This is a genomic window from Mesorhizobium sp. M7A.F.Ca.MR.245.00.0.0 (assembly GCF_003997415.1).
In the GTDB taxonomy this organism is placed as follows: Bacteria; Pseudomonadota; Alphaproteobacteria; order Rhizobiales; family Rhizobiaceae; genus Mesorhizobium.
This window is the reverse complement of the sequence record NZ_RZTE01000062.1, coordinates 1-26,960: the sequence shown is the minus strand read 5'-3', so window position 1 is coordinate 26,960 and position 26,960 is coordinate 1. Positions and strand designations below refer to the sequence as shown.

Here is a 26,960-nt window from a genome sequence, read left to right as displayed (position 1 = left end):
TCTGGTCGTCGCCGACCTGCAGGGCAAGGCACAGAATGCGCGCATCACGGCGGCGGCAGCGATCGGCGAGGACGATGTCCGCGCCGCGCTGGCGGACAGGATCGAGGTCCGCCGTGAAACGAGCTTCGACCGCGACAAGCGCGCCGTGCGCGTCCGCGAAACCGTGCGCCTTGGCGCCATCACGCTTGCCGAGCGCATGCTGCCGCCGCCAATCGGTGCTGACGCCGACCGCGCCGTCCTCGACGCGGTGCGCCAGCACGGGCTGTCGCTGCTGAATTGGAGCAAGGAGGCGCAAACGCTGCGCCAGCGGCTTGGCTGGTTGCATCGCGGCCTTGGCGCGCCCTGGCCCGATATGGCGGATGACGCCCTCATCGAGTGCCTCGACGACTGGCTGCTGCCTTACCTGTCCGGCGCGGCGTCGTTTGCCGCCATCGATGCGGGCGTTGTCTCGGCCGGGCTGGCCAGCCTCGTGCCACACGATCTGCAGCGCAGGATCGATACGCTGGCGCCGACCCATTTCGATGCTCCGTCGGGCAGCCATGTGCCGATCCGCTATGACGGCGAATGGCCGGTGCTGGCGATTCGCGTGCAGGAGCTGTTCGGCCTCGACCGCCATCCTTCGATCGCCAATGGCGCCGTGCCGCTGACGCTCGAACTCCTGTCGCCGGCGCACCGGCCAATCCAGACGACGCGCGACCTGCCCGGCTTCTGGCGCGGCTCCTGGGCCGATGTGCGCGCCGACATGCGCGGCCGCTATCCCAAGCATGTCTGGCCGGAAAACCCGCTGCTCGCGACCGCCACCGCCCGCGCCAAACCCAGAGCATGATCCCAAAAAGTGGAAGCCGGTTTTTGGAAAAGATCATGCTCAAACAAGAAGTAGAGTCCCGTTCCGACTCCTCGGATTGGGGCGGTACCTAGCGTTTGCCGCTTCGCGGCTGTAATTCATGGCCATGATCAACGTTTTGCGTTCGCCCGATTTCCAGCAGAGCCAGAGACTGCGCCTCAACACGCTGATCCGGTTGCGCTGGCTTGCCATTGTCGGTCAGAGCCTGACGGTGCTCGTCGTCGCCTATGGGCTGAAGTTTCCGCTGCCGGTCAGCCTCTGCTTTGCCCTGATCGCCTGTTCGGCATGGATGAACCTGTTTCTCGCCTTCCGCTTTCCGGCGGCGCACCGGCTCACGCCGCTTGCCGCCTTCGGCATCCTCATCTTCGACAGCCTGCAGCTTGCCGGCCTGCTCTACATGACCGGTGGCCTCACCAACCCGTTCTCGCTGCTGATGACCGTGCCTGTCGTCATTTCGGCGACATCGCTGCCCCTGCGCCTGACCGCCATCCTCGGCGGGCTGGTCATGTCGGCGGCGACCTTTCTGGTCTTTGTCCATCTGCCGCTGCCCTGGCATGAGGACGCGCCGCTGGCGATGCCTTTTCTCTACGTCGCCGGCATGTGGATGGCGGTGCTGTCCTCGATCGCCTTCACCGCCATATATGCCTTCCGGGTGGCCGCCGAAGCCCGGCTTCTGGCCAATGCGCTCGCCGCAACCGAGCTGGTGCTGCAGCGCGAGCAGCACCTTTCGGCCCTCGACGGGCTGGCCGCGGCGGCCGCGCATGAGCTCGGCACGCCGCTCGCCACCATCGCGCTTGTCGCCAAGGAGATGGAAAAGGCGCTCGGCAAGGATGCGAAATATGGGGAAGACGTAACGCTGTTGCGTTCGCAGAGCGAGCGTTGCCGCGAGATTCTCAAGCGGCTGACCAGCCTGTCCTCCGAGGGCGAGGCGCATCTTTCTCGGCTGCCATTGACCTCGCTGGTCGAGGAGGTCACCGCGCCGCACCGGGACTTCGGCATCTCGATCAAGCTTCGGCCCGGCGAACGCATCGGCCCCGAGCCGGTCGGGCGACGCAATCCGGGCGTCATCTACGGCCTCGGCAATTTGGTCGAGAACGCCGTCGATTTCGCCCGCAAAAGCGTCACCGTGCACTGGAGCTGGGACGAGGCCACCGTCACCTTCTCGATCATAGATGACGGCCCCGGCTTTCCGGCCGAGATCATCGACCGCATCGGCGAGCCCTATATGTCGACGCGACAGGGCAACGAAACCGGCGGCGGTCTGGGCCTCGGCCTGTTCATCGCCAAGACCCTGCTCGAACGCTCCGGTGCCGTGCTCGATTTCCGCAATTCCAGCGGCCTGGGCGAGGGCGCCATGGTACAGATATCGTGGCCGCGTGGTGTGTTCCTCAATCCGGAAATCACTTCGGCGAGCATGTTCGACACCGCCTGAGAGCCTTGGAGGACCTCTAAAAATTGGACAATCGGGCTCAGGAACTATATTTGCGTAAAATTAAGGCAGCAGGAATTTTGAGACTATGACAGGCGACGAGAATATTGGCGCAATGGTTGAAGGCGAGGACACCTCGCTGCTTGTCGTCGATGACGACAAGCCGTTCCTCACGCGCCTGGCCCGGGCCATGGAAGCCAGGGGCTTCGTGGTCGAGACGGCCGAGAGCGTCGAGGAGGCGGTTGCCAAGGCGCGCGCCAATCCACCCGCCTACGCTGTAGTCGACATGCGGCTCGGCGACGGCAACGGCCTCGACGTGGTCGCGGCCATCCGCGAAAAGCGCGAGGATTCCCGCACCATCATCCTGACCGGCTATGGCAACATCGCCACCGCGGTGACCGCGGTGAAGCTCGGTGCGGTCGATTATCTCTCCAAGCCCGCCGACGCCGATGATATCTTCGCTGCACTCACCCGCACCGCCGGCGAGCGCGCGGCGCCGCCTGAAAACCCGATGTCGGCCGACCGCGTCCGTTGGGAGCATATCCAGCGCGTCTATGAGATGTGCGAGCGCAACGTCTCCGAGACAGCGCGCCGGCTCAACATGCACCGCCGCACCTTGCAGCGCATACTGGCCAAGCGCGCGCCGCGTTAGGATCGCAGGGTGTCGCTTGGGGCCAAGTTTGTAACCAGCGGCGGAGAGGGCCCAATCGCCGAAGTCAGCGCCGCCCCTCATCGCCCTGCCGGGCACTTCTCCCCGTATAGTGACGGGGAGAAGGGGCTAGCCGCAACCTAGGCGTAATTTCTGTAACGTTGGTGATTGGCGAAATCATAAATGACAGCGTCCCTCTCCCCGTCACTATACGGGGAGAGGATGCCGGCAGGCAGGTGAGGGGCGGCGCTAGCGCTTGGACAATGAAGCCCGCCAAACAGGCGGCTTAACGGAGGCGACATGCAGGATCTGAAGCAGCGGCCGGTTTCCGTCTTCCGCGAATTTCTCGATAGCGAAGCGGCCGGCGGCATCTTCCTGATGGTGGCGGCGGCACTAGCCCTGATCGTCGCCAATTCGCCGCTCGCCGAAACCTACTTCTCCGCGCTCCACGCCTATCTCGGCCCGCTCAGCGTCTCGCATTGGGTCAATGACGGGCTGATGGCGGTGTTCTTCCTGCTCGTCGGACTGGAGATCAAGCGCGAGATGCTGGACGGCCAGCTCTCCACCTGGCCCCGGCGCGTGCTGCCCGGCATCGCCGCCGCCGGCGGCATGCTGGTTCCGGCACTCGTCTATGTCGCCGTCAACCGCAACAATGCGGCAGCCCTGTCCGGCTGGGCGATCCCGACCGCCACCGACATCGCTTTCGCACTCGGCGTGCTGTCGCTGCTCGGCAGCCGCGTGCCGGCTTCGCTGAAGGTGTTCCTCACAGCACTCGCCATCATCGACGACCTCGGTGCCGTCATCATCATCGCCATCTTCTACACCAGCGGCCTTTCGCTGGCTTATCTGGGTGCTGCCTTCGCCGTCATTGCCGCGCTTGTCGTGCTCAACCGCATGCGGGTGATGACGCTGGTTCCCTATCTCGTTCTGGGCGTCATCTTGTGGGTGCTGGTGCTGAAATCCGGCGTCCATGCCACGCTCGCCGGCGTGGCGCTGGCGCTGACCATCCCGCTCGAGCGCTCAGCCGGGATCGGCCACGATCTCGACCATTCGCCCCTGCACCGGCTCGAGCACGGCCTGCACAAGATTGTGGCCTTCGTCGTCATCCCGATCTTCGGCTTTGCCAATGCCGGCGTTTCGCTCGCCGGTCTCAGCGTCAGTGCGCTGATCGAGCCGTTGACGCTGGGTGTCGCCGCCGGCCTGGTGGTCGGCAAGTTGGTCGGCGTGTTCGGCTCCTCGGCCCTTGCCATCCGGCTCGGTCTTGCCGACCTGCCAGCCAATGCAGGCTGGACGCACATGATCGGCATATCGCTGCTGTGCGGCATCGGCTTCACCATGAGCCTGTTCATCGGCCTGCTCGCCTTCGCCGGCGACGTGGCGCTGCAGGACGCGGTCAAGGTCGGCATCCTCGCCGGTTCCTTCATCGCCGCTATCCTGGGCGCTGCCGTGCTGCTCATGGCGCCCGCCAGGGGTGGCGTGGAGGACGGTGAAGAGTAGAGGCAGTCTTAGAACCTGGGGGACAATCGCTACTCGCTCTCACCCTCCAGCGCCGGCACCGACACGCCGGCAAGCTCTGCCGCCAGCAGCCGCGAAGCGCCGGCCCGCGCGATCCGCAGCATCAGCGCTTTGCGCGTTGCCGCTGCCATGCGGTGCTCGGGCGCATCGCGCAGGATCTCGGCGCCGTAGCCGTCGGAGAGGATGAAGCCGCACTCCTGGGGAAATATCTCCGAGGGCACGCCGGGATGGGTGGCGAAGAAGAAGCGGTCGGAATGCAGCCGGTAGTCGGGCCATTTGCGGTCGACCCTGAAATCCTCGATCGAGGATTTGATCTCGATGATCCAGATATCGCCCTGCCGGGTCAGCGCGACGAGGTCGGCGCGGCGGCCCGTGGCCAGCGACAGTTCGGGCAACACATGTGCGCCCATATCCATGAGCAGCCGCTGTACGCCGCGCCGCACCAGCATGGCGCGTTCGGACTGGCGGCCGTCGATGAGAGGATTGATGAGGATGGGGGAGATGATCGGCATGCCAGGCACCATGCCAGATTTTGTTCACGGTTTGAACCTGTTTTATGCAGACGATTGTATATTCGATATACCCGGATATACCCAAAAGAAGTCAGGCATTGATCCTTGAAAGATTGAGTTTGCGGTGCGTACCGTCGCTTCCATGGGGACGGGTGACGCAAAATCGAACACTAAAGAAGGCCAACAAGTATGGGCCTTTGACCTTGACGCTCTGCGCAAGGCTTTCAGAAAGTCCGTTCGGGAGCATAAAGTCACGGCGGCTGATTGGGCGGAACACGCCAAGCAGTTCCTCGAAAAACAAAGAGATCGTCAGCGCGAATCGACTTGATATGCCGCGCCGATCAATTTCCATTTAGTAACCCTAAGATAGCAGAAAAAAGTCTTTGCGCGTTACCAACCAAAGTCAGATGCAACCGCTTTAGTTCCGCGAATGTCGAATGGCATAAGCAGGGAGACGTCACTTCGACATTTCCGTGAAGGCGCAACCCATCTGCGGGTGGCGCATGGCTTTCTGTAAATTAGCTAAAGCTAATTTAAGTGAAAGGTGATATTTTGGAAGCAGCCGGGGCTCCCCCAATACACCCCGCTCCGGTCAGGCCCGGTGGCGGTCCACCCAAAGGAAGGCTACCGGGCCGATCCCTGCAACCAACCGGTGATCCGCTCGTTGACCCCATGCCGGGTTGATCCCCCGGCACTCCAGGACCTGCCCGCTGCCGAGGGGCGGCGGGCCTTTTTTGCCGATTGGATTCAAGCCCGCAGCGATAGCGAAGGCTCCGGCGGATGCCGGAGCCTTCGCGTTTGGTGATCCCGTCAGAAGTGGATCCAGAAGGATCTGCGGAAGCATCGCCGGCGCCAATAGCCATTGCGCCAATAGCGACGGCAAACCCGCCTCCACCCGCGTCGGCGACGGCGGCGGTGCCATCTGCGGTGCCGCACGAACTCGACGCCGTCCTGGACATCGGGACCATCCGGGCCGAGAATGTCGTCGGACGGTTTGTCGAGTTCATCGAGAATGCCGGGCCCCGTATTCGGGATGCCGGCCAGGGCGGTGGCAGGACGCGCGATTGCGACGACGGTCGCGGCCCCTGCCAGCCCAAGCATTCCAGTCAGAAACAATCGCCGATCCATGCCAACCTCCATCGTTGATCATTGCGACAGGAAAGACATAGAGCGGCAGATTGACGCGCCCAGATGCCGAAGAAAATTGGGTCGAGCGCCCTGCCGTGCCGGCGGCGGGTCTTTGTAGCGGTCTCTGACAATCCACGTGGCCAAATGCGCCTGTTCCCGGGGATCATTCCTCCGACAAGCCGGCCGTTGCTGCCGTCTCAATGCTCACCGGCACGCCCTGGCGCAGGGAGTTGCTGACCGTGGAAATCGCCGCGGCCCTTGTGATGATCTCCGCCGGGTCGGAGCCGTCCAGCGTCGTGCATGAAACCTTCATGATTGACGAGGTCGCGAGCAAAGGCTTGCCTTCGAGGTTCAGCGTGACGGTCACCGCGATCTTGTTGAGCGTTACACCCATTTCCTCGGCGACGTAGCGAAGGTCGTTGCAGAAGCAGCCGCCGATCGCCAGGGCGAGCAACTGGCCGCCATTGAAGCCCAGGCCCATGCCGCCGGCCTTGCCTTCGGGCCGGTCGACGATGATCGTGTGGCCGCCGGCCCAGCCCATGGCGGCTTGCGTGTCCTCCACATTGCGCAGTTCGACGGTCATCGAGACCATTGCGGATGTCCTCCCGGCAGGAGTCGACCAGGCGTCGGGCCTCGTCGACGTAGAGTCATTATGCAGGCGCAGAGGCGGCCTTGTAGCTGGGCAACGCCGCCCCCGCCATGTCATCAAGGATCGGACAATCCGGCCTTTCGTCGCCGTGGCAGGCATGGATCAGTTTCTGCAGCGTCGAGCGCATCGACTGCAACTCGCGCACTTTCTCCTCGATCGCCGTGACATGGGCGGCGGCGATTTCGCGCACGTTCTGGCTGGCGCGGCTGCGATCCTGGTAAAGCGCCATCAACTGGCGGCAATCGTCGATGGAAAAGCCGAGATTGCGCGCGCGGCGCAGGAAGGCCAGCCGATGGATGTCGTCTCCGGAATAATCGCGGTAGCCGTTGGCGGCGCGCGCCGGGGCGATCAGGCCGATCTCTTCATAGTAGCGGATAGTCTTGGCCGGCAGGCCGGAGCGGTGGGCGGCGTCACCGACATTCATGACGGTTCTCCTCGATTTCCAGGAGCCCATGGAGCAGACCCCTTGAATTTGCTTCACAATCCTGTGAGTCCTGTGGCCAAAATGCCATAGTGATACGCTTACCGGTACGTCAAGGCAGGCATATAGGCATCGCGCGCTTGGCAAGCAAAGCAAATGCCAGCATGAATGATGATGAGAGAGCGGCCGACTCGTGCCGCCGAAGTTGGGCGGGGCACCGGATCACCTGATGCGCATGAAGTCGTTTGCAATCATCGCCGCACTGGCGCTCTCCACTGCTATCGCCGGTTGCAGCACCATCGGCTCGCAGATATTCTCCAACAACTACGGCGCGGTCACCGACGCAGGTTATCAGCTGCCGCGCATCCCGATCGAGAAAGTGCCGATGAAGTACCATCGGCAGGAAGTGAACTACGACAGCCAGGAAAAGCCGGGCACGATCATCGTCGATACGCAGAACAAGTTCCTCTACTTCATCGAGGGCGACGGAAGGGCCATTCGTTACGGCATCGGCGTCGGCCGCGAGGGCTTCGAGTGGCATGGCACCGCCCACATTGCGCTCAAGCGCGAATGGCCGACCTGGACGCCGCCGAGGCAGATGATCCAGCGCCAGCCGGAATTGGAAAAGTTTGCCGGCGGCATGCAGCCGGGCCTGAAGAACCCGCTCGGCGCGCGCGCCATGTACCTGTTCAACAAGGGCGGTGATTCAGGCTATCGCCTGCATGGCAGCCCGGAGTGGAATTCGATCGGCAAGGCGATGTCGTCTGGCTGCATCCGCCTGATGAATCAGGACATTATCGACCTCTATGACCGCGCCTCGGTCGGCGCCAAGGTCATCGTTCTCTAGAGGCAGTTTTCGTACGCGGACCGTCTAGGCAACAACGGACGTCCCAAGCAGAAAACCGGGCAATTCGGCCCGGTTTTTTGTTGTTTGCGCGATGCGACGCCTGCTCGGTGGTCAGGACACCGCCGAGAACGAGGTGGGAGCCAAAATTTGGTTGGTGATTGTCTCGGTGATCTGGCCGTCACGCTCGGAATCTTCCCGCGCCTGTGTCCAGGCCGGGTCCTTCACGAACGCCGTCCAGCGCTCTTCGCGTTCGGCCAGCGATTCCCATGCCAGCATGTAGGTCAGGTCGTTGTTCGAAGCACCGATCAGCGTGGTAAAGAAACCCGCTTGGCGGATACCGTGCTTTTCCCATAATTTGAGGGTGATCTTGTCGAAGCGATCAAGAAGCGCCGGCAAGCGTCCCGGCAAAGCCCGGTAAACCCGAAGTTCGTAGATCATTTTGGAGTTCCTTCTGGCCGAGGCGCCGGAAGCGAAGAAATCGGACCAGATGGTCAGCAGGGTAGAATTTTAAGGGGGCGTCAGGAGACCTGCTCGACCTGCTGCACTTCCGGCACGAAATGGCGCAGAAGGTTCTGGATGCCGTGCTTCAGCGTCGCCGTCGATGACGGGCAGCCGGCGCATGCGCCCTTCATGTGCAGGAACACCGTGCCATTCTCGAAGCCGCGGAAGGTGATGTCGCCGCCATCCTGGGCGACCGCCGGACGCACCCGTGTATCGAGCAGTTCCTTGATGGTGATGACCAACTCCTCGTCGGCCTTGTCGTAGAACTCACCGGTCTGGCTGGTCTCGGCGGCCGGGCCGGCCTTGGCCATGACGGGCGCGCCGGACATGAAATGCTCCATGATGGCGCCGAGGATCGCCGGCTTCAAATGCTGCCAGTCGGGGCCATCCTTGGTCACGGTGATGAAGTCATAGCCGAAGAAAACGCCGGTGACGCCAGGAATTTCGAACAGCCGGCCGGCCAGCGGCGAGGCGACAGCGGCGCTGTCGGCATCGCGGAAATCGGCGGTGCCTTCCAGAAGCACTTCCTTGCCGGGCAGGAATTTCAGCGTCGCCGGGTTTGGCGTCGATTCGGTCTGGATGAACATGGCCGTCTCCGTGCCCGTTTGGGCATCTAGTTTGGAACAATTCTAAATAGGCTCAATTGGCTGGACATTCAAGCGAAACGCATCGTCGGAACAGCTGGCTGGCGGAATGTTTTTTCGCGCCCATCATCGGACCGGCATCACCTGAAGAGCAGAATCTCAGGCCAGGCTGTCGATTTCCTCGTCCGACAGGTTCTGCGGCACGACAGTCACCGGGATCGGGAAGGCGGCACCCTTGCCGGCCACGGCGCCGACCAGTGGCCCCGGGCCTTCCTTGCCCGCACCGGCGGCCAGCACCAGGATGGCGATGTCCTGGTCTTCCTCGATCAATTTGTGGATCTCTTCCGTCGGCTTGCCTTCGCGCACCACCATCTCGGGCTCGATGCCGAGCTTCTGGCGCACCTTGTTGGCATAGCTGTCGAGCGCGGCGCGCGCCGTGGCGTTGGCTTCCTCGCGCATGATCTTCTCGACACCCAGCCAATGCTGGAAATCGTCCGGCACGATGACATAGAGCAGCACCAGCGTGCCGCTGGTGCTCTGCGCCCGTTTCGAGGCATAGGCGACGGCACGCTCGCATTCCGGCGTGTCGTCGATGATCGTCAGGAATTTCCTGCGATGGCCGGCTTCGCGGCTGAGGCGTTTGGAGACCATGTCTATCTACTCGGTGTCGTGCGGCTGCAATCTGCCACTGCGGGGGACCGGCGGCAAGTCGCCGGCCTTGTGCCAGTGCACCCGATGTCGCGATCAGCCCTGCAGCAGGCCGATAATGTCGCGCACCGTCTTCATCGTCGCTTCGGCCAGCACGCCGGCGCGCTCGCCGCCGTCCTTGAGCACAGCGTCGACATAGGCGCGGTCATCCGAAATGCGGCGCATCTCGCTGGCGATCGGCGCCAGTTTTTCCACTGCAAGATCGGCCAAGGCCGGCTTGAACACGGAAAACTGCTGACCGGCGAATTCCTTGAGTACATCCGCCTTCGATATCTCGGCGAGACCCGCATAGATGCCGACCAGGTTCTCCGCCTCGGGTCGGCCGGCCAGGCCGTCCAGCTCGCTCGGCAACGCTTCGGGATCGGTCTTGGCCTTGCGGATCTTCTTCGAGATGTCGTCGGCATCGTCAGTCAGGTTGATGCGCGACAAATCCGACGGGTCCGATTTGGACATTTTCTTGGAGCCGTCGCGCAGCGACATGATGCGCGCCGCCGGCCCGCCGATGACCGGCTCGGTCAGCGGGAAATAGCCGTTGACGGTCTCTTCGCCGACCTGCATCTCGACGCCGACGGCAAGGGCCGCGATGCGGTCGGAGAAGTCGTTGTTGAATTTCTGCGCGATGTCGCGGGTGAGTTCCAGATGCTGCTTCTGGTCCTCGCCCACCGGCACGTGGGTGGCACGGTAGAGCAGGATGTCGGCAGCCATCAGCGAAGGATAGGCAAGCAGGCCGAGCGAGGCGTTCTCGCGATCCTTGCCGGCCTTGTCCTTGAACTGCGTCATACGGTTCATCCAGCCGATGCGCGCCACGCAATTGAAGATCCAGGCGAGCTCGGCGTGCTGCATGACCCGCGACTGGTTGAAGACGATGTGCTTCTTCGGGTCGATGCCCGAGGCAAGGAACGCAGCGGTGATCGACCGCGTCTGATCGGCTAGGTCTTCATAAACGAGTTGGGCTGTCAGCGAATGCAGGTCGACGACGCAATAGATGCAATCGGAGGTGTCCTGCAGGGCAACGAATTTCTTGATGGCGCCGAGATAGTTGCCGAGGTGCAGATTGCCGGTCGGCTGGACACCGGAAAAGACGAGTGGCTTGAAGGCGGTCATGATTGTCCTCATGGCTTGTGGAGGGCCGTATAAGCGTGATTCCGAAAAGTTGCAGACTTTTCGGAGCCAATCACGCGGCTGGAAACCGCGCGCGGCGAAAGTCTTGCGACGGCGCGCTTATGGACGAAGACGGCGCTGCGATCAAGACGGCGCTGCGGGCGTGTCGGGCGCTCTACTCGTCCAGGTCGGTCTTTGCGACCGGTGGCGCCGACTTGCCCGATCCCCGCTTGATGTTGCGTCGGATCATACCGAAATCGGCGCCGCCTGTGGCGAAGGCCGTGATGAAATAAAGCAGCGCTCCGCCGGCAACCAGCGACAGCAGCGTCGTCGCCTTGACCACCAGCGGCGAGCCCGGCCCGAGCCTGACGGCGAACCAGTGCTCGGCAAAATAGAGTGCCGCCCCCATTACGACCGCCGACAGCACCAGCCGTGGAATGCGCTTCATCAGCGGCACGTCGCGGCCCCAATGGCCGCGCCGGATCAGGACGCCGAGCAGCATCACCGCGTTGACCCAGCCGGCGACGGCCGAGGCCACCGCGATGCCGGGCGCGCCCATCCGTGGAAACAGCGTCAGCGCCGTGGTGACGTTCACCGCCACTGAGATGGCGGCAAAGATCATCGGCGTGCGCGTGTCCTCGCGGGCGAAATAGCCTGGGGTGAACGCCTTGATCAGCACGAAAGCCGGCAGGCCGAGGCCGAAGATCGCCAGGATCGCCGCCACTGTCGGCGTCGAGCCGTTGGCGGCGAACGCGCCGCGCTCATAGACCAGCCGCACGATCGGCTCCGACATCACCCAGAGTGCCGCAGCTGCCGGCAGGGTCAGGAACAGCGTGAACTCGACCGAGCGGTTCTGCAGATTGGCCGCCTCGATCAGATTGCCCGACTTCAGCGCCCGCGACAGTTCGGGCAACAGCACGATCGCCACCGCAACACCGACCACGCCGAGCGGCAACTGGTAGATGCGGTCGGCATAGGCGAGCGAGGACACCGCGCTGTTCTGCGCCGAGGCGATCGCCGTGCCGATCAGCTGGTTGATCTGGGTGATGCCGCCGGTGATGGCCGCCGGCAGCGCCAGGATCAGCAGCCGCTTGACGGCGGGCGTCATTTTCGGCCGGCGGAAGCCGATCGAGATGCCGGCGTGGCGCACCGCCACCCAGACGATCGCCAGTTGCACCAGTCCGGCGGCAAGCACGCCCCAGGACAGCCCGTAGCCGACGGTGAGGGCATCCGAGCCCTTGTACCAGGCATAGGCGAGCACGCCGATCAGGATGATGTTGAGGAACACCGGTGCCACCGCGGCGGCGAAATAGCGGCGCAGCGAATTCAGCATGCCCGCCATCATCGCGCCCAGCGACATGCAGATCAGATAGGGAAACATGATCGTCGCCAGCGTCACCGTGGTGTCGAACTTCCCCGGCGTGCCGGCAAAACCCGGCGCCACCAGATAGCGCACGATCAGCGGCATCGACAGTTCCATGATGATCGTCAGCGCCAGCAGCGCCGTGAACAGCACGCCGAACACTTCCTCGGAAAAGCGCTTGGCGCCTTCGGTTCCGTGAGTTTCGATCTCCTTGGCGAACAGCGGCACGAAGGCGGCGTTGAAGGCCCCCTCGGCAAACAGCCGGCGAAAGGTGTTGGGAAACTGGAAAGCGGCGTTGAAGGCATCGGCGACCGGTCCGGTGCCGAGTGCGGCGGCCATCAGCATCTCGCGGCCGAAACCGAGCGCGCGGCTCATCAGCGTGCCGGAAGCGACCGTTGCGAATTTCTTGACGAGGCTCATGCTTTTGGGAACTGCCTGCGAAATTGGGACGAAGTGATGGTCGTTGTCACTCGGCCGCCGCCCTGGACTTGCCGCCGCGTTCGGGCACGATGCCTTCGAGCGTTGCCATCAGCCGATTGCGGATGGTGGCGATGCGGGCCGGGCTATCTATCTTCTGGCCAGTGAGATCGGTGACATAGAAAGTGTCGATGACCTTTTCGCCGAAGGTGGTGATGTGGGCCGATGCGATGTCGAGCGACAGGTCGGAGAGCGTTCCGGTGATCTCCGACAGCAGTCCCGGCCGGTCGAGGCCCTCGACCTCGATGACCGAAAAACGGTTCGACAGCGTATTGCGGATTTCGGCGCGCGGCGGGATCTTGAACACCTTGGAACCGCGCCGCGGCTTGGTGCGCTTCTCGATCATTTCCGGCAGCCAGCTCTTGCCCGACAGCACGTCCTCGATCAGCCGGCCGACACGCTCGGCACGCCGGCGCTCGTCCTCGTCGCGATCGAATTCTCTGCTGATCAGGATCGTGTCGAGGGCGCGGCCATCCGACGTCGTGAAGATCTGCGCGTCGACGATGTTGCCGCCGGCTCCGGCGCAAGCCCCGGCGATGACCGAGAGCAGGCGGGGGTGGTCCTGCGCCAGCACGGTGATTTCGGTCACCGCCTCGAACTGGTGGGTCTTGACCATGGTGGCAAGCTTGTTGCCTGACACGTCGGCTTCGCGGATGAACTCGGCATGGCGCAACTGGTCTGCGAGATCGACGGTCAAAAGGTAATTCTCGTAGTGTTGGCCGACATAGCGCTTGCGGGCCTTGTCCGGCCACTCGGCAAGCGCCTCGGCCAGACGCTCGCGTGCCGCCGCCGTGCGCTGCGCGCGCGACACTTCCGAAAACCCGCCGGTCAGCAGCAATTCGGTCTCGTAGTAGAGCGTGCGCAGCAGCTGGCCCTTCCAGCCGTTCCAGACACCGGGTCCGACGCCCCTGATGTCGCAGACGGTGAGGATCAAAAGCAGCTTCAGCCGCTCGACCGACTGCACGATCGCGGCAAAATCCTCGATGGTCTTGCGGTCGTTGAGGTCGCGGGTCTGCGCCGTCATCGACATCACGAGGTGGTTCTCGACCAGCCAGGCCACGGTTTCGGTATCGGCAGGCGACAGCCCCATATGCGGGCAGATGCGACGGGCGATCCTGGCCCCGGCCTCGGAATGGTCCTCCGGCCTGCCTTTGGCGATGTCGTGCAGCAGTACGGCGACATAGAGCGCCTCGCGGCTCTTCTTCAGGCCCGGCATCAGCGTGTGCGACAAGGGGTGGACCTTTTCGCCGTCGCCGCGCTCGATCTCGGCCAGCACGCCGATGCAGCGGATCAGATGCTCGTCCACCGTGTAATGGTGGTACATCGAGAACTGCATCATGGCGACGATCTTGCCGAAATCCGGGATCAGCCTGCCGAGCAGCCCGGCTTCGTTCATGCGACGCAGATTGAGTTCGGCATTGCGATCCGAGGTCAATATGTCGAGGAACAGCCGGTTGGCCTCCTCGTCGCGCCGCAGCGACTTGTTGACTAGGCCGAGCGAACGGGTCAGCAGCTTCAGCGCGTCAGGGTGGAATTCCAGACCGTGCTTGTCGGCGAACCAGAACAGCCTGAGCAGATTGACCGGATCGCGCTCGAACACCTGGTCGTCGGCGATGTTGATGCGGTGGTTGTCGACAATGAAATCGGAGGTGCCGGCCAGCTTGCGCTTGCGCCTGGAGAAAGTCAGGAAGATGCGGTTGAAGCCAGGAACGTGCTTGGCTTGCTCCTCCTCGAGCGCAGCGCAGAAGATGCGGGTCAGGTCGCCGACGTCCTTGGCGACGAGGAAGTAGTGCTTCATGAAGCGCTCGACCGCCGACAGGCCGGGGTGTGTGGTGTAGCCGAGCCGTTCGGCGATCTCGCGCTGGATGTCGAAATGCAGCCGTTCCTCGGCCTTGCCGGTGAGGAAATGCATGTGGCAGCGTACCGCCCACAGGAAATCCTCGGCCTTCTGGAATTCGCGGTACTCGCCCTCGGTGAAGACGCCCTTGTCGACCAGTTCCTCGCCGGTGCGCACTCGATAGAAATATTTGCCGATCCAGAACAGCGTCTGCAGGTCGCGCAGGCCGCCCTTGCCGTCCTTGACGTTGGGCTCGACCAGATAGCGGCTTTCGCCGGCCTTGGCATGGCGGTCATCGCGTTCGGCAAGCTTGGCCTGGACATATTCGGGGCCGGTCGTGCGCACCACCTCATGGTCGAACCGCAGCATCAGTTCATCATAGAGCTTTTCCTCGCCCCACAGGAAACGTGCTTCGAGGATCGAGGTGCGAATGGTGACATCGGTGCGCGACAGGCGCAGGCATTCGTCGATGTTACGGGTGGCGTGGCCGACCTTCAGCCCCAGGTCCCACAGCATGTAGAGCATGTACTCGACTGTCTGTTCGCCCCACGGCGTCTGCTTGTAAGGCAGCAGGAACAGAAGGTCGATGTCGGACCCCGGCGCCAGCGTTCCACGGCCGTAGCCGCCGACAGCGACGACGGCCATGCGCTCCGCCGAAGACGGGTTCTTGACCCGGTAGACGTGGGTGACGGCGAAATCGTAAAGCGCCCGGATGATCTCGTCCATGAGATGCGACAGCCGCGCCGCGCAGGCGCTGCCGCCGCCATCGTCCATCAGCATTCGTTCGGCAATGGCGCGCCCTTCCGCCAGTCGTCCCTTGAGCAGTTGGAGCACGCCATTGCGCGCGACCTGCCCGGAGCCGTCGCCCGCCGTGGCCGCGGTCAGCGCGGTCATCTCGCGGCGCAAGGCTTCGCCGTCGATCAATTCGTCGAGCTTCAGGGAGATTCTTGCCATATACCCAGCCGGCCTTGCCGTTTCGGCGGCGTCTATAGCGCGTTTTCGCGGCGCTGGGTATGGGGCGTTGAAAGCCGGTTCAAGACCCGGCTGAGCTCTGGCTCGGATAAGTAAATGGAATGACCATTCTCCGCTTCAGTCGACAGAAATCGGCAATGCGCTTGCCTATTCGCCGAGCCTCGGCTTTTACCTTCGCTATGGCTGTCTTTCTGCGTCTCCCGGTCCCGGCGGCGCACTGGATATCGCGCTTTTCCCTGAGCAGGCTTGGCAATTGGAGCGCCCTGTCGCCAAGGAACTGATCTTGTGCGCAGAGCGCAGGAACAAGCTGATAGATCGTCTCGCCTCGCAAAACCGAAAACTCGGGGTTGAAGACAAGGTCGTCGACAGCGATGCCGATCTCCTCTGTGGCCTTGATCAGGTCGAGCGCGGTTTGCCTGGAGATGATGTAGCCGGCGGTTCCTATATGTCCGGCGTCGAGTTTGGATGTGGAAAAGCCGTGACCGATGGCAATGCGCTTGCGTCGGATCACGGTCTTGCAAAAATAGCTTTCGAGCTTGACGACTTCGGCATCGGCTGGAATCCAGTCGCTGTCGCGAAGCAATGCGCCGGCTTTCGCGGCAAAGACGATGTCGTCCTCGAAGATTGCCCCGTAGCGAGCGTCGCCTTGCGCGATGGCGGCCCAGCAGGCCCGGTGACTGAGCAGGCAGGCGATCTCGCCGTCAGTCAATGGCAGCCTGTTCCGATATCCGACATTTTGCGGCAGCTGGTCCAGGTCCGGCCGATCCCGTGCGTCGATGGCCTGAACGCGTTCGAATGGGACGCCGATGCGGGCAAACTCCGCCGTCACACGGGCAAGGCGATCGGGAGACCGATCGAGATTGATGACCAGACGCTTCATTGCCAAAGAAAATCTCACCCCCGGGACGCTCGCTCTCTAGCAGGCGTGGTGTTGCCGCGTGAGACTTTTTTTGGGGTGGATGGACGCGCGGTGGACCGGAGAAGAAAAGTCGAAACAGCCCTTGACCTTCCAGTTACTGGAAGCCCTATCTCCACGTCACACATCGATCCATCGAGGCATTTTCGAATGACGCATTCCGATCACGATCATCACGCGCATGGTAGCTGCTGCTCGACAAAAGGCGCGGTGCCCACCACGAAAAGCGTCGTCCGCGACCCGGTCTGCGGCATGACTGTCGATCCGGTCGCCGGCAAGCCGACGACCGAGCATAATGGCCATCCCTATCATTTCTGCAGCCAGGGCTGCCGCACGAAATTCGTCGCCGAGCCGGAAAAATTCCTGACGGCCACCGATCCGGTCTGCGGTATGAGCGTCGACCGCGCGACAGCCAGGCACTTTGCCCGCCACGAAGGCCAGGGCTTCTACTTCTGCTCGGCCGCCTGCCAGGCGAAATTCGAGGCGGAGCCGCAAAAATATCTCGGCGACAGGCCGGCACCGCAGCCGATGCCCAAAGGCACGCAATACACCTGCCCGATGCATCCCGAAATCATCCGCGACGAGCCAGGATCCTGCCCGATCTGTGGCATGGCGCTGGAGCCGATGGGCGTACCAACGGGCGATGAAGGGCCAAATCCCGAGCTGGTCGATTTCACCAGGCGGTTCTGGGTGAGCGCTGCCCTGTCGGTCCCCCTTCTGATCATCGCCATGGCACCCATGATCGGCCTGACGTTTGAAGGTCTGGTCGAGGACCGGGCAAAAGTCTGGATCGAACTGGTCCTGGCAAGTCCGGTGGTGCTTTGGGCCGCCTTCCCCTTCTTCCACCGCGGCTGGGACTCGCTGGTCAACCGCAGCCCCAACATGTGGACGCTGATCTCGCTCGGCGTTGGTGCTGCCTATCTCTACAGCGTCGTCGCCACACTGTTTCCGGATATCTTTCCGCATCAGTTCCGCGGCCATGGCGGTGCGGTACCGGTCTATTTCGAGGCTGCTGCCGTCATCGTTGCGCTGGTCTTCCTTGGCCAGGTGCTGGAGCTGCGCGCCCGTGAAAAGACCGGCTCGGCAATCCGCGCCTTGCTTGATCTCGCGCCGAAGACCGCGCGGCTGATCGCCGCCGACGGTTCCGAAGGGGATGTGCCGCTCGATGCGGTCAAAGCCGGCGATCGCCTGCGCATACGCCCCGGTGACGCCGTGCCGGTCGATGGCACGGTGCTGGAAGGGAGATCCTCGATCGACGAATCGATGATCACGGGCGAGCCGCTGCCGGTCGAGAAGGTCGAGGGCGATGCGCTGACCGGCGGCACGCTCAACAAGAATGGTGCACTGATCATGCGCGCTGAGAAGGTCGGCGCCGAGACGACGCTGGCGCGAATCGTCGATCTCGTCGCCAAGGCGCAGCGCTCGCGCGCCCCGATTCAAGGGTTGGCCGATCGCGTTTCTTTCTACTTTGTCCCGGCCGTCGTCCTTGTCGCGATTGTCGCTTTCATCGCCTGGGCCGTGTTTGGACCCGAGCCCAGCCTGATCTTTGCCATCGTCTCGGCGGTGTCGGTGCTGATCATCGCTTGCCCCTGTGCGCTCGGCCTCGCCACGCCGATGTCGATCATGACCGCCACCGGGCGCGGAGCGCATGCCGGTGTGCTGATCAAGGAGGCCGCAGCACTCGAACGCTTCGCTTCCGTCGACACGCTGATCGTCGACAAAACGGGTACGCTGACCGAAGGCCGGCCGAAACTGACCGATGTCGTCACGGCAAACGGCTTCTCCGAAGACGAATTGCTGGCGCTTGCCGCCGGTCTGGAGAAGGGGTCGGAGCATCCTCTGGCTGAAGCCATCGTCGACGGCGCCGCTACGCGCGGCGTGACCGTTGCCGAGGCCAGCGCCTTCGAGGCGGTCACCGGCAAGGGCGTGTCCGGTTCGGTCTCGGGAAAGACGGTCGCGCTCGGCAATGCCGCGATGATGGCGGACCTTGGCGTCGACATCGCATCCATCTCTGCCAAGGCCGAGGCGCTGCAGCTCGAAGGCAAGACGGCGATGTTCGTCGCTGTCGACAAGAAGCTGGCCGGCATCGTCGCCGTCGCCGACCCTATCAAGGCAACGACGGCCGAGGCGATCAAGGCGCTGCATGAAAGCGGCTTGCGCATCATCATGGCGACCGGCGACAATGAACGCACGGCCAACGCGATCGCCAGAAGCCTCGGCATCGACGAGGTCCGCGCCGCCCTGCTGCCGGAACAGAAGGCAGCTCTTGTCGAGGAACTGCGCGCAAAAGGCGCCGGTGTTGCCATGGCCGGCGACGGCGTCAACGACGCACCGGCCCTTGCCGCCGCCGATGTCGGCATCGCCATGGGCACTGGCGCCGATGTCGCTGTCGAAAGCGCCGGTATCACTCTGGTCAAGGGCGACCTCAACGGTATCGTGCGCGCCCGCACGCTGGCGCAGGCGACGATCCGCAACATCCGCCAGAACCTGTTCTTTGCCTTCCTCTACAATGTGCTTGGCGTGCCGGTCGCCGCCGGCGTGCTCTATCCGCTCACCGGCACGCTTCTGTCGCCGATGCTGGCGGCGGCGGCGATGAGCCTGTCTTCGGTGTCGGTGATCGCAAACGCGTTGCGGCTGAGAACATTGAAACTCTGATCCAAGCCCCCAAATACGAAACCCATCCAACAGGAGACCATGAATGACCTTCGCCAAAAAACTCGTGCTGCTGCTGATGGCAGCCGGAATGCTGGTTGCCGTCTTCCTCGAAAGCGTTCCGGCGCAAAGCGAAGAGATGAAACACGACATGGGCGCCATGGCGGCGGATGCGACCAGCCCTTCGACGGAAGGCTACAAGGCGGCGATGGACAAGATGCATGCCGACATGATGGCGTCCGACTATACCGGCAATGCCGACGTCGATTTCGTCAGAGGCATGATCCCGCACCATCAGGGTGCGATCGACATGGCCAAGGTCGAACTCGCCAATGGCAAGGATCCGGAAATCCGCAAGCTGGCCGAAGGCGTCATCGCCGCGCAGGAAGCCGAGATCAAGCAGATGCAGGCCTGGCTCGCCGCCCATCCGGTGAAGTAAGTCTTCAGCCATCGCCAGCGCGGCGAGAGCGCCTCTGGATTTCTCGTCCAGCCTGTGATCCGATCGGCCCAAATGGAGCCCGCAATGCCGTCGACCATCAGAACCACCAAACTGCCCTCAGGCGAAGCCGTTCAGGTGCTTGGCCAGGGCACATGGAAGATGGGCGAGGATATCAGTCGCCGCGCCGGTGAGGTGAATGCTCTGAAGCTCGGCCTCGACCTCGGCATCACGTTGATCGACACCGCCGAAATGTATGCCAGCGGCGGCGCCGAGGAGGTGGTGGCCGAAGCCATTGCCGGGCGCCGCGACGAGACCTTCCTGGTCTCGAAAGTTCTACCGTCGAACGCTTCACGCGCGGGCGTGCAACGCGCCTGCGAAAACAGCCTGAAACGCCTGCGTACCGACCGCATCGACCTCTATCTCTTGCATTGGCCCGGCAGCGTGCCTCTGACCGAAACGGTCGCGGCTTTCGAGACCTTGAAAAAGGCCGGCAAGATCCGCCACTGGGGCGTCAGCAATTTCGACGCCGACGAGATGGAAGAGCTGATTGGCGTGCCCGATGGCGGCAATGTCCAGACCAACCAGGTGCTTTACAATCTGGTCCGGCGCGGCCTCGAATTCGACCTGGCGCCCTGGAGCCGGCAGCGCAACATTCCGCTGATGGCCTATTCGCCGGTTGAGCAGGGCGCGTTGGCGCGCAATGCCAGGCTCGACGCGGTCGCCGCTCGCCACGATGCGACCTCCGCGCAGATCGCCCTGGCCTGGGTGGTGCATCAGGAGGGCGTCATCGCCATCCCGAAAGCCAGCAGCCAGGAGCATGTCCGCCAGAACGTCGCGGCGCTCGACATCAAGCTGACGCCGCAGGACATCGCCGATCTCGACCGCGCCTTCCCGCCACCAGCGCGCAAGCGCGGGTTGGAGATGATCTGACTATATCCCCGCCAGCCCCTTCAGCCGGTAGAGCGCTTCCAGCGCCTCGCGCGGCGTCATCTCGTCGGGATTGATCTCGCCGAGCGCCATACCCAGCGCATCGCTTTTGGGCGGCTTCGGCGCTTCCCGCTTCACCGCCACCGAAAACAGCGGCAAATCGTCCACCAGCCGGTTCGTCTTGCCCGAAACCTCACCTTCCTCAAGCTGGTGCAGCACTTCCTTGGCCCGGTCGACCACCGCTTCCGGCAGGCCGGCCAGCCGTGCCACCTGCACGCCGTAGGAGCGGTCGGCGGCCCCCTTGCCGACCTCGTGCAGGAAGACGACGTCGTTTTCCCATTCCTTGACCCGCATGGTCACGTTGGAGAGCCGCGCCAGCTTGCCGGCCAGCGAGGTCATTTCGTGAAAGTGAGTAGCGAAGATCGCCCGGCAGCGGTTCTTCTCATGCAGATATTCCACGGCCGCCCACGCGATCGACAGGCCATCGAAAGTGGCGGTGCCGCGGCCGATCTCGTCGAGGATCACCAGCGCGCGTTCACCGGCTTGGTTGAGGATCGCCGCCGTCTCGACCATCTCGACCATAAAGGTCGAGCGGCCGCGCGCCAGATCGTCCGAGGCGCCGACCCGCGAGAACAGCCGGTCGACGACGCCGATATGGGCGGAGGTCGCCGGCACGAAGGAGCCGGTCTGGGCCAGGATGGCGATCAGGGCGTTCTGCCGCAGGAACGTCGATTTACCGCCCATGTTGGGGCCGGTCAAAAGCCAGATCGCGCCGTTCCTGGCGCTGCCCTCCGGCGACAGGTCGCAATCATTGGCAACGAACGGGCCTTCGCCCGAACGGCGCAAGGCCTGTTCGACCACCGGATGCCGCCCGCCCGCAATCTCGAAGGCAAGGCTCGAATCCACCACCGGCCGGCACCAGGCTTCGCTTTCCGATAAAAGCGCGAGCGCCGCCGAGACATCGAGCACGGCCAGCGCATCCGCGCCGGCGCGGATCTTCTCCGCGTCACCGACCGCTTCCGTCGTCAGCGCCTCGAAGGCGGTCAGTTCGATGCTGAGCGCCCGGTCGGCGGCATTGGCGATCTTGGTCTCGAGTTCGGCAAGCTCGGTCGTGGTGAAGCGCATGGCGTTGGCCATGGTCTGGCGGTGGATGAAGCGCGCCTTGGCGCCATCGCTGCCGGTCATCACCGCATGATGGTTGGCGGTCACCTCGATATAGTAGCCAAGCACATTGTTGTGCCGGATTTTCAGCGAGCGGATGCCGGTCTCGTCGATCAGCGAGCGCTCCAGCCCGGCGATCACCTTTCGCGATTCGTCGCGCAGCGCCCGCATCTCGTCGAGATCGGCATGGTAGCCGCCGCGCAAGAAGCCGCCATCGCGCTTGAGCAGCGGCAGTTCGTCGCCAAGCGCCTGCGTCAGATGCTGGGCCAGCGCCTGGGGCAGAGCATGGATGGCGGCCAATGCCGCCGCAAGTTCCGGGGGCAGGGCGGTCGCGGCAAAGATTTCGGCGATCGCGCCTGCCGCCTCGAAGCCGGCGCGCAGCGCGCCAAGGTCGCGCGGCCCACCCCGGTTGAGCGCCAGCCTCGACAGTGCGCGCGGCATGTCGGCAACGCTCTTCAGGCTCGACCGCACCGCTTGGCAGAGCCGCGTTTCGGAACGGAAGAACGACACCGAATCCAGCCTGGCGCCGATGGCCGCGGGATCTGTCAGCGGCGCCATCAGCCGGTCGGCGAGCAGCCTTGCGCCGCCGCCGGTCACCGTGCGGTCGATCGCCTTGAACAGCGACCCTTCGCGGCTGCCCGACAGCGTGCGCAGCAGTTCCAGATTGCCGCGTGTCGCCGGATCGATGAACAGGGTCGAGCCCTGCTCTTCGCGCTCGGGCCGCGACAGCGGCGGGCGCTCGGCCTTCTGCGTCTTCTCGACATAGGCGATGGCGCCGGAGATCGCCGACAGTTCGGCGCGCGAAAAGGCGCCAAAACTATCCGGTGTCGCCACATCGAAGAAGCGGGCGATGCGTCCCGTGGCCGATGCCGAATCAAACAGCGACGGCGGCTGCGGGCTGGCGACGCGGCCGAGCACGTCGAACACCGGCTTCAACTCCGGATCGTGGAACACCGGCTCGGCGACGATCAGCTCGCGCGGATCGACACGGAAGATATCGGCCAGCAGCCGGTCGGCGGTGGTGTCGGTGACGCGGAAGGCGCCGGTCGAGATATCGATCCAGGCCAGCGCGAAACTGTGATCGGCTCCGCCCTTCACCCGCCCCAGCGCCATCAGGAAGCTCGATTCCGAGGGGGCCAGCAATTTGTCCTCGGTGATGGTGCCCGGTGTCACCAGCCGCACGACGTCGCGGCGCACCACCGATTTGCCGCCGCGTTTCTTGGCCTCGGCCGGATCCTCGATCTGTTCGCAGACGGCGACGCGGAAACCCTGGCCGATCAGCTTCTGCAGATAGTCGTCGGCGGCATGCACCGGCACCCCGCACATCGGGATGTCGAGCCCTTGATACTTGCCGCGCTTGGTCAGCACGATGCCGAGCGCCCGGCTCGCCTTCTCGGCATCGTCGAAGAACAGCTCGTAGAAATCGCCCATGCGATAGAACAGCAGCGAATCGGGGTTCGCCGCCTTGATCTCGATAAATTGCTCGATCATCGGCGTGGCACCGGCATGGACGGTCGGCGCCGGCGTCATCGCCTCGGGGGCGTCTGGCTCGTTCGGGCTGTGCATGTTCATGCGCGGCACGCTAGCAGATGTGATGATGCGGTTTAATGCCGGCGCTTCGAAAAACAGGGGACGACGGGACGGCAGCTTGTCCGCAATTGCCGATGCGGACGGCGATTCCGGCGCACTGGCGGTTTACACGCGGCGGCGCGTGGTCTTAATTCGGACCGAAACAAAGCACCCGCTTCAAGGAGGTGCTGCACCGGCGAGGAAATCAAGAACATCATGGCCAGGAAAACCGAGAACAGCGGTCCGTCCGTCAGTGCGCAGGAAGCGCTCGAATTCCACGCCATGGGCCGGCCGGGCAAGCTGGAGGTCGTCGCCACCAAGCCGATGGCAACGCAACGCGACCTGAGCCTCGCCTATTCGCCTGGTGTCGCGGTTCCGGTTCTGGCCATCGCCGAGGACCCCAGCCGCGCCTTCGACTACACGACGCGCGGCAACATGGTCGCCGTGATCTCCAACGGCACCGCCATCCTCGGCCTCGGCAACCTCGGCGCGCTGGCCTCCAAGCCGGTGATGGAAGGCAAGGCAGTGCTGTTCAAGCGCTTCGCCGATGTCGATTCCATCGATCTCGAGGTCGACACCGAGGACGCCGACGAGTTCATCAACTGCGTGCGTTTCCTTGGGCCCTCTTTCGGCGGCATTAATCTCGAGGACATCAAGGCGCCGGAGTGCTTCATCATCGAGCAGCGCCTGCGCGAATTGATGGACATTCCCGTCTTCCACGACGACCAGCACGGCACCGCCATCATCTCGGCCGCCGGCCTGATCAACGCGCTGGAGATCACCGGTCGCGACATGAAGACCACAAAAATGGTCTGCAACGGCGCTGGCGCCGCCGGCATCGCCTGCATCGAGTTGATGAAGGCGATGGGCTTTGCGCCGGAAAACATCATCCTGTGCGACACGAAGGGCGTCGTTTTCCAGGGCCGCACCGAAGGCATGAACCAGTGGAAATCGGCGCATGCGGTCAAGACCGAGGCGCGCAGCCTCGCCGAGGCGCTCGACGGCGCCGACGTCTTCCTCGGCCTCTCCGCCAAGGGCGCGCTGACCACCGCCATGGTGCAGTCGATGGCCAAGAACCCGATCATCTTCGCCATGGCCAATCCCGACCCGGAAATCACGCCGGAGGAGGTCGCCGAAATCCGCACCGACGCCATCATGGCCACCGGGCGTTCTGATTATCCCAACCAGGTCAACAACGTGCTCGGCTTTCCCTACATCTTCCGCGGCGCGCTGGATGTCAGGGCAACCACCATCAATGACGACATGAAGATCGCCGCCGCGCAGGCGCTGGCGGCATTGGCGCGCCAAGATGTGCCCGACGATGTCGCCGCCGCTTATCAGGGCAACCGGCCGAAATTCGGCCCCAACTACATCATCCCGGTGCCGTTCGACCCGCGCCTGATCTCGGCCATTCCGATCGCGGTCGCCAAGGCGGCGATGGATTCAGGCGTCGCCCGCAAGCCGATCCTCGATCTCGACCGTTACGCGCAGGAGCTGTCGGCCCGCCGCGACCCGATCGCCTCGACCCTGCAGCGCATCTACGACCGGGTGCGCCGCCAGCCCAAGCGCATCGTCTTCGCCGAGGGCGAGGAGGAGCAGGTCATGCGTGCCGCCGTCTCCTATGTGAACCAGCGGCTCGGCACCGCCATCCTGCTCGGACGCGACGACGTCATCAAGGAGAACGCCAAGCACGCCGGCATAGACCTCAACAAGCAAGGCATCGAGATCATCAATGCAAGGCTATCGCGCCGCAACGGCATCTACACCGACTATCTCTACGAGCGCATGCAGCGCAAAGGCTTCCTGTTCCGCGACTGCCAGCGGCTGATCAACAACGATCGCAACCACTTTGCCGCCTGCATGGTGGCGCTGGGCGACGCCGACGGCATCGTCACCGGGGTCACCCGCAACTATTCGACCGCGCTCGACGACATCCGCCGCGTCATCGACGCCAAGCCCGGCCACCGCGTCATCGGCGTCTCGATCGTGCTGGCGCGAGGCAAGACTGTGCTGGTCGCCGACACCGCCGTGCACGATATGCCGAATGCCGAGCAGATCGCCGACATCGCCGAGGAGGCCGCGGGCTTTGCCCGTCGCATGGGCTACGAGCCACGGCTCGCCATGCTCGCCTATTCCACCTTCGGCCATCCGCAGGGCGAACGCTCCGAACGCGTCCAGGAAGCGGTGCGCATCCTCGACAAGCGCCGCGTCGATTTCGAATATGACGGCGAAATGGCCGCCGACGTGGCGCTCAACGCGCGGGCCATGGCGCAATATCCGTTCATAAGGCTGACCGGCCCGGCCAATGTGCTGATCATGCCGGCGTTCCACTCGGCCTCGATCTCGACCAAGATGCTGCAGGAACTCGGCGGCTCGACCGTGATCGGCCCGCTGCTGGTGGGACTGAACAAGCCGGTTCAGATCGTGTCGCTGAACGCCAAGGACTCGGACATCGTCAACATGGCGGCGATCGCGGCGTATACGGCGGGGACTTGAGCGGCGAGCCTTAGCGGTGAGTCCGGGAGGCGTTCAGCCCGGCGCGAACACGCGCGCGGCCTCGACGACCTCGTCCACCTGATCCTGCCGCAGCAAGTCGATCGGGACGCGCCCGTCGAGTTGCGCCGAGGGCCGCGTCAGCCACAGCCATGCGAGCCTTGGATTGGTGATCAGCGACAGCACGTCGCGAATGCCTGCAACCGGCCGTCCATCGACGAACTGCGCCAGCGGGAAGACATGTTTGCGGCCGCCCTTGCGCAAGGCGATGACCTCGCCCCGCCGCTGCCAGCGGTGCAAGGTCGAGCGGGCGATACGCAAATTCTCTTCCAGATAGGTCGAGCCGGCGACGCGGCCCGCCCAGTCCTCGATCAGCATAAATTCGAGATCGTCGGATTTTGGCAGCGAAGGAGGCTCGACATCGACCAAAGGGGTCGTCGGCGGATTGATCACGCCGGCTATACCGGCTTCGCTGCGGCGCGCGGCTTCCGCCGCCAGCGCGCGCACGAATTTCGAGGCCAGGCCGGGCAGGTCGGCATGGATGGCGTCGATAGCGCGCTGGTGCTTCGGTGACAGCAAGGTGACGGCGGACGCTATGCTGCCGGCGATTTTGCCGACCGAGACCATGGTGGGCTTGTTGATGGCCTCGTCATAGTGGGCAAGCGCGCGTTCGACGTCTTCGGCGACCATCTCGGCGAAGTCGTCCTGCTTGAGGCCCCGGATCTGAAATCTGTTCATACATCTGTCTTCTGGGCCGCGCTCTCCTCCCACAGCTGCGGCCGGCTTTTGAATCTCTAGAGCGTAAAGCGGAAATCGCGACGGCAACAGATGCTGCGGCCCGACAGCTCGCTGTCTTGCATTTCTTGACATCCCAACTGGCTGTTGGCGCCCCGAAAGGTCAGTCGCGGGGCGCCAGATTGCGTGTAGGTGCGATGTGTGACAGCCGCGCGACGGTGAGAAGCGGAGGCGGCCTTCCCTTCTCCCCCTGTGGGAGAAGGTGGATTGGCGCGCAGCGCCAAGACGGTTGAGGGGTGTTGGACGGAGTACCGTCAGTGCCAAGCTGGAGCACCCTTCATCCGTCGCCTTCGGCGACACCTTCTCCCACAGGGGGAGAAGGGAAGAGCTTTCTCTACAGCAACCCCGCCTGCTCAGCCTCGCGGCGCAGATTCTGCCGTGGCCTGGGGCCGATCTGCTGGATCACCAATCCGGCCGCCAGTGAGCCAAGGTCGCCGCAAGTCTGCAGGTCGCGGCCTTGCGTGTAGCCAT

At 63.8% G+C, this 26,960-nt stretch carries 23 protein-coding genes and 1 pseudogene; 10 read left to right on the top strand and 14 right to left on the bottom strand.

Annotated elements, in window-relative coordinates:
- The 4 genes from EOB80_RS32560 to nhaA all read left to right on the top strand — a co-directional run.
- Positions 1–826 (top strand): ATP-dependent helicase C-terminal domain-containing protein (locus EOB80_RS32560; RefSeq protein ID WP_164762811.1); only part of this gene is annotated, 826 nt, incomplete at its 5' end.
- A 118-nt stretch (positions 827–944) separates the two neighbouring features.
- The gene (locus EOB80_RS32555; RefSeq protein WP_127269931.1) at positions 945–2,276 is read left to right on the top strand and encodes an ActS/PrrB/RegB family redox-sensitive histidine kinase; all 1,332 of its coding nucleotides are present in this window, start codon (positions 945–947) and stop codon (positions 2,274–2,276) included.
- An 85-nt stretch (positions 2,277–2,361) separates the two neighbouring features.
- Positions 2,362–2,925 carry an ActR/PrrA/RegA family redox response regulator transcription factor gene (locus EOB80_RS32550; protein WP_013528072.1) on the top strand — a complete coding sequence of 188 codons (564 nt, stop codon included), beginning with the start codon at positions 2,362–2,364 and terminating at the stop codon, positions 2,923–2,925.
- Between the two features lie 297 nt (positions 2,926–3,222).
- Positions 3,223–4,419, top strand: coding sequence for a Na+/H+ antiporter NhaA (gene nhaA, locus EOB80_RS32540; protein ID WP_127332044.1), 1,197 nt, complete (start codon positions 3,223–3,225; stop codon positions 4,417–4,419).
- 29 nt (positions 4,420–4,448) lie between these two features.
- Here the strand turns inward: nhaA and EOB80_RS32535 are convergent, their stop codons facing one another.
- Together EOB80_RS32535 and EOB80_RS32530 are read right to left on the bottom strand one after the other, a co-directional pair.
- Complete coding sequence (locus tag EOB80_RS32535) at positions 4,449–4,949, bottom strand: MmcB family DNA repair protein (RefSeq protein ID WP_050596738.1); 501 nt, start codon at positions 4,947–4,949, stop codon at positions 4,449–4,451.
- Positions 4,950–5,040: 91 nt separating this feature from the next.
- A complete protein-coding gene (locus EOB80_RS32530; protein WP_127271563.1) occupies positions 5,041–5,301 on the bottom strand; it encodes a hypothetical protein in 261 nt (86 codons plus the stop codon).
- Between the two features lie 575 nt (positions 5,302–5,876).
- Here EOB80_RS32530 and EOB80_RS34690 point away from each other — a divergent pair.
- On the top strand, positions 5,877–6,095 hold the full coding sequence (locus EOB80_RS34690; protein ID WP_164762810.1) for a hypothetical protein: 219 nt from the start codon (positions 5,877–5,879) through the stop codon (positions 6,093–6,095).
- Between the two features lie 145 nt (positions 6,096–6,240).
- Here EOB80_RS34690 and EOB80_RS32520 read toward each other — a convergent pair whose 3' ends face one another.
- The gene (locus tag EOB80_RS32520; protein ID WP_127332042.1) at positions 6,241–6,669 is read right to left on the bottom strand and encodes an OsmC family protein; all 429 of its coding nucleotides are present in this window, start codon (positions 6,667–6,669) and stop codon (positions 6,241–6,243) included.
- Positions 6,670–6,727: 58 nt separating this feature from the next.
- Entirely contained in the window at positions 6,728–7,150 is a 423-nt protein-coding gene (cueR, locus tag EOB80_RS32515; RefSeq protein ID WP_127332040.1) for a Cu(I)-responsive transcriptional regulator, read from the bottom strand.
- A 226-nt stretch (positions 7,151–7,376) separates the two neighbouring features.
- Between cueR and EOB80_RS32510 the strand changes: the two genes are divergently transcribed.
- On the top strand, positions 7,377–7,994 hold the full coding sequence (locus EOB80_RS32510) for a L,D-transpeptidase (RefSeq protein WP_127321576.1): 618 nt from the start codon (positions 7,377–7,379) through the stop codon (positions 7,992–7,994).
- Between the two features lie 111 nt (positions 7,995–8,105).
- On the opposite strand, the gene EOB80_RS32505 is transcribed toward EOB80_RS32510, so the two are convergent.
- The 7 genes from EOB80_RS32505 to EOB80_RS32475 form a co-directional block, all read right to left on the bottom strand.
- Positions 8,106–8,432 carry an NIPSNAP family protein gene (locus tag EOB80_RS32505; RefSeq protein ID WP_127269475.1) on the bottom strand — a complete coding sequence of 109 codons (327 nt, stop codon included), beginning with the start codon at positions 8,430–8,432 and terminating at the stop codon, positions 8,106–8,108.
- An 80-nt stretch (positions 8,433–8,512) separates the two neighbouring features.
- A complete protein-coding gene (locus tag EOB80_RS32500) occupies positions 8,513–9,082 on the bottom strand; it encodes a NifU family protein (protein WP_023811631.1) in 570 nt (189 codons plus the stop codon).
- A 156-nt stretch (positions 9,083–9,238) separates the two neighbouring features.
- The gene (locus EOB80_RS32495) at positions 9,239–9,730 is read right to left on the bottom strand and encodes a universal stress protein (protein ID WP_013528063.1); all 492 of its coding nucleotides are present in this window, start codon (positions 9,728–9,730) and stop codon (positions 9,239–9,241) included.
- Positions 9,731–9,823: 93 nt separating this feature from the next.
- The gene (gene trpS / locus EOB80_RS32490; RefSeq protein WP_127332038.1) at positions 9,824–10,891 is read right to left on the bottom strand and encodes a tryptophan--tRNA ligase; all 1,068 of its coding nucleotides are present in this window, start codon (positions 10,889–10,891) and stop codon (positions 9,824–9,826) included.
- 172 nt (positions 10,892–11,063) lie between these two features.
- Positions 11,064–12,671 (bottom strand): murein biosynthesis integral membrane protein MurJ, encoded by a 1,608-nt coding sequence (gene murJ / locus EOB80_RS32485; protein WP_127332036.1) that lies wholly within the window; start codon positions 12,669–12,671, stop codon positions 11,064–11,066.
- 46 nt (positions 12,672–12,717) lie between these two features.
- Positions 12,718–15,519 carry a [protein-PII] uridylyltransferase gene (locus tag EOB80_RS32480; protein WP_127321495.1) on the bottom strand — a complete coding sequence of 934 codons (2,802 nt, stop codon included), beginning with the start codon at positions 15,517–15,519 and terminating at the stop codon, positions 12,718–12,720.
- 79 nt (positions 15,520–15,598) lie between these two features.
- The gene (locus tag EOB80_RS32475; protein WP_127321496.1) at positions 15,599–16,417 is read right to left on the bottom strand and encodes a glycosyltransferase family 25 protein; all 819 of its coding nucleotides are present in this window, start codon (positions 16,415–16,417) and stop codon (positions 15,599–15,601) included.
- Between the two features lie 186 nt (positions 16,418–16,603).
- Between EOB80_RS32475 and EOB80_RS32470 the strand changes: the two genes are divergently transcribed.
- The 3 genes from EOB80_RS32470 to EOB80_RS32460 all read left to right on the top strand — a co-directional run bounded on the left by EOB80_RS32470 (position 16,604) and on the right by EOB80_RS32460 (position 20,474).
- The gene (locus EOB80_RS32470; protein WP_127332034.1) at positions 16,604–19,108 is read left to right on the top strand and encodes a heavy metal translocating P-type ATPase; all 2,505 of its coding nucleotides are present in this window, start codon (positions 16,604–16,606) and stop codon (positions 19,106–19,108) included.
- 43 nt (positions 19,109–19,151) lie between these two features.
- On the top strand, positions 19,152–19,544 hold the full coding sequence (locus tag EOB80_RS32465) for a DUF305 domain-containing protein (protein WP_127321683.1): 393 nt from the start codon (positions 19,152–19,154) through the stop codon (positions 19,542–19,544).
- A gap of 84 nt (positions 19,545–19,628) precedes the next feature.
- Positions 19,629–20,474 (top strand): aldo/keto reductase, encoded by an 846-nt coding sequence (locus tag EOB80_RS32460; RefSeq protein WP_127332032.1) that lies wholly within the window; start codon positions 19,629–19,631, stop codon positions 20,472–20,474.
- On the opposite strand, the gene mutS is transcribed toward EOB80_RS32460, so the two are convergent.
- Entirely contained in the window at positions 20,475–23,204 is a 2,730-nt protein-coding gene (mutS, locus tag EOB80_RS32455) for a DNA mismatch repair protein MutS (protein WP_127332030.1), read from the bottom strand. It lies immediately after the preceding gene.
- A 213-nt stretch (positions 23,205–23,417) separates the two neighbouring features.
- Between mutS and EOB80_RS32450 the strand changes: the two genes are divergently transcribed.
- A complete protein-coding gene (locus tag EOB80_RS32450) occupies positions 23,418–25,697 on the top strand; it encodes an NADP-dependent malic enzyme (protein WP_127266636.1) in 2,280 nt (759 codons plus the stop codon).
- A 33-nt stretch (positions 25,698–25,730) separates the two neighbouring features.
- Here EOB80_RS32450 and EOB80_RS32445 read toward each other — a convergent pair whose 3' ends face one another.
- Positions 25,731–26,432, bottom strand: a complete 702-nt coding sequence (locus EOB80_RS32445; protein WP_127332028.1) for an antitoxin Xre/MbcA/ParS toxin-binding domain-containing protein — start codon at positions 26,430–26,432, stop codon at positions 25,731–25,733.
- Between the two features lie 391 nt (positions 26,433–26,823).
- Positions 26,824–26,960, bottom strand: a pseudogene (locus EOB80_RS35715) (adenosine kinase); the annotation flags it as partial.

Excerpts from the sequence above, each read along its gene's own strand:
- nhaA (WP_127332044.1), top strand. The coding sequence starts at position 3,223 with ATGCAGGATCTGAAGCAGCGGCCGGTTTCCGTCTTCCGCGAATTTCTC.
- cueR (WP_127332040.1), bottom strand. The coding sequence starts at position 7,150 with ATGAATGTCGGTGACGCCGCCCACCGCTCCGGCCTGCCGGCCAAGACT.
- EOB80_RS32535 (WP_050596738.1), bottom strand. The coding sequence starts at position 4,949 with ATGCCGATCATCTCCCCCATCCTCATCAATCCTCTCATCGACGGCCGC.
- EOB80_RS32460 (WP_127332032.1), top strand. The coding sequence starts at position 19,629 with ATGCCGTCGACCATCAGAACCACCAAACTGCCCTCAGGCGAAGCCGTT.
- EOB80_RS32470 (WP_127332034.1), top strand. The coding sequence starts at position 16,604 with ATGACGCATTCCGATCACGATCATCACGCGCATGGTAGCTGCTGCTCG.
- EOB80_RS32500 (WP_023811631.1), bottom strand. The coding sequence starts at position 9,082 with ATGTTCATCCAGACCGAATCGACGCCAAACCCGGCGACGCTGAAATTC.
- trpS (WP_127332038.1), bottom strand. The coding sequence starts at position 10,891 with ATGACCGCCTTCAAGCCACTCGTCTTTTCCGGTGTCCAGCCGACCGGC.
- EOB80_RS32480 (WP_127321495.1), bottom strand. The coding sequence starts at position 15,519 with ATGGCAAGAATCTCCCTGAAGCTCGACGAATTGATCGACGGCGAAGCC.
- EOB80_RS32450 (WP_127266636.1), top strand. The coding sequence starts at position 23,418 with ATGGCCAGGAAAACCGAGAACAGCGGTCCGTCCGTCAGTGCGCAGGAA.
- EOB80_RS32510 (WP_127321576.1), top strand. The coding sequence starts at position 7,377 with ATGCGCATGAAGTCGTTTGCAATCATCGCCGCACTGGCGCTCTCCACT.
- EOB80_RS32445 (WP_127332028.1), bottom strand. The coding sequence starts at position 26,432 with ATGAACAGATTTCAGATCCGGGGCCTCAAGCAGGACGACTTCGCCGAG.
- EOB80_RS32465 (WP_127321683.1), top strand. The coding sequence starts at position 19,152 with ATGACCTTCGCCAAAAAACTCGTGCTGCTGCTGATGGCAGCCGGAATG.
- EOB80_RS32555 (WP_127269931.1), top strand. The coding sequence starts at position 945 with ATGGCCATGATCAACGTTTTGCGTTCGCCCGATTTCCAGCAGAGCCAG.
- EOB80_RS32505 (WP_127269475.1), bottom strand. The coding sequence starts at position 8,432 with ATGATCTACGAACTTCGGGTTTACCGGGCTTTGCCGGGACGCTTGCCG.
- EOB80_RS32530 (WP_127271563.1), bottom strand. The coding sequence starts at position 5,301 with ATGGAAATTGATCGGCGCGGCATATCAAGTCGATTCGCGCTGACGATC.
- mutS (WP_127332030.1), bottom strand. The coding sequence starts at position 23,204 with ATGAACATGCACAGCCCGAACGAGCCAGACGCCCCCGAGGCGATGACG.
- EOB80_RS32550 (WP_013528072.1), top strand. The coding sequence starts at position 2,362 with ATGACAGGCGACGAGAATATTGGCGCAATGGTTGAAGGCGAGGACACC.
- EOB80_RS32495 (WP_013528063.1), bottom strand. The coding sequence starts at position 9,730 with ATGGTCTCCAAACGCCTCAGCCGCGAAGCCGGCCATCGCAGGAAATTC.
- EOB80_RS32520 (WP_127332042.1), bottom strand. The coding sequence starts at position 6,669 with ATGGTCTCGATGACCGTCGAACTGCGCAATGTGGAGGACACGCAAGCC.
- EOB80_RS32475 (WP_127321496.1), bottom strand. The coding sequence starts at position 16,417 with ATGAAGCGTCTGGTCATCAATCTCGATCGGTCTCCCGATCGCCTTGCC.
- murJ (WP_127332036.1), bottom strand. The coding sequence starts at position 12,671 with ATGAGCCTCGTCAAGAAATTCGCAACGGTCGCTTCCGGCACGCTGATG.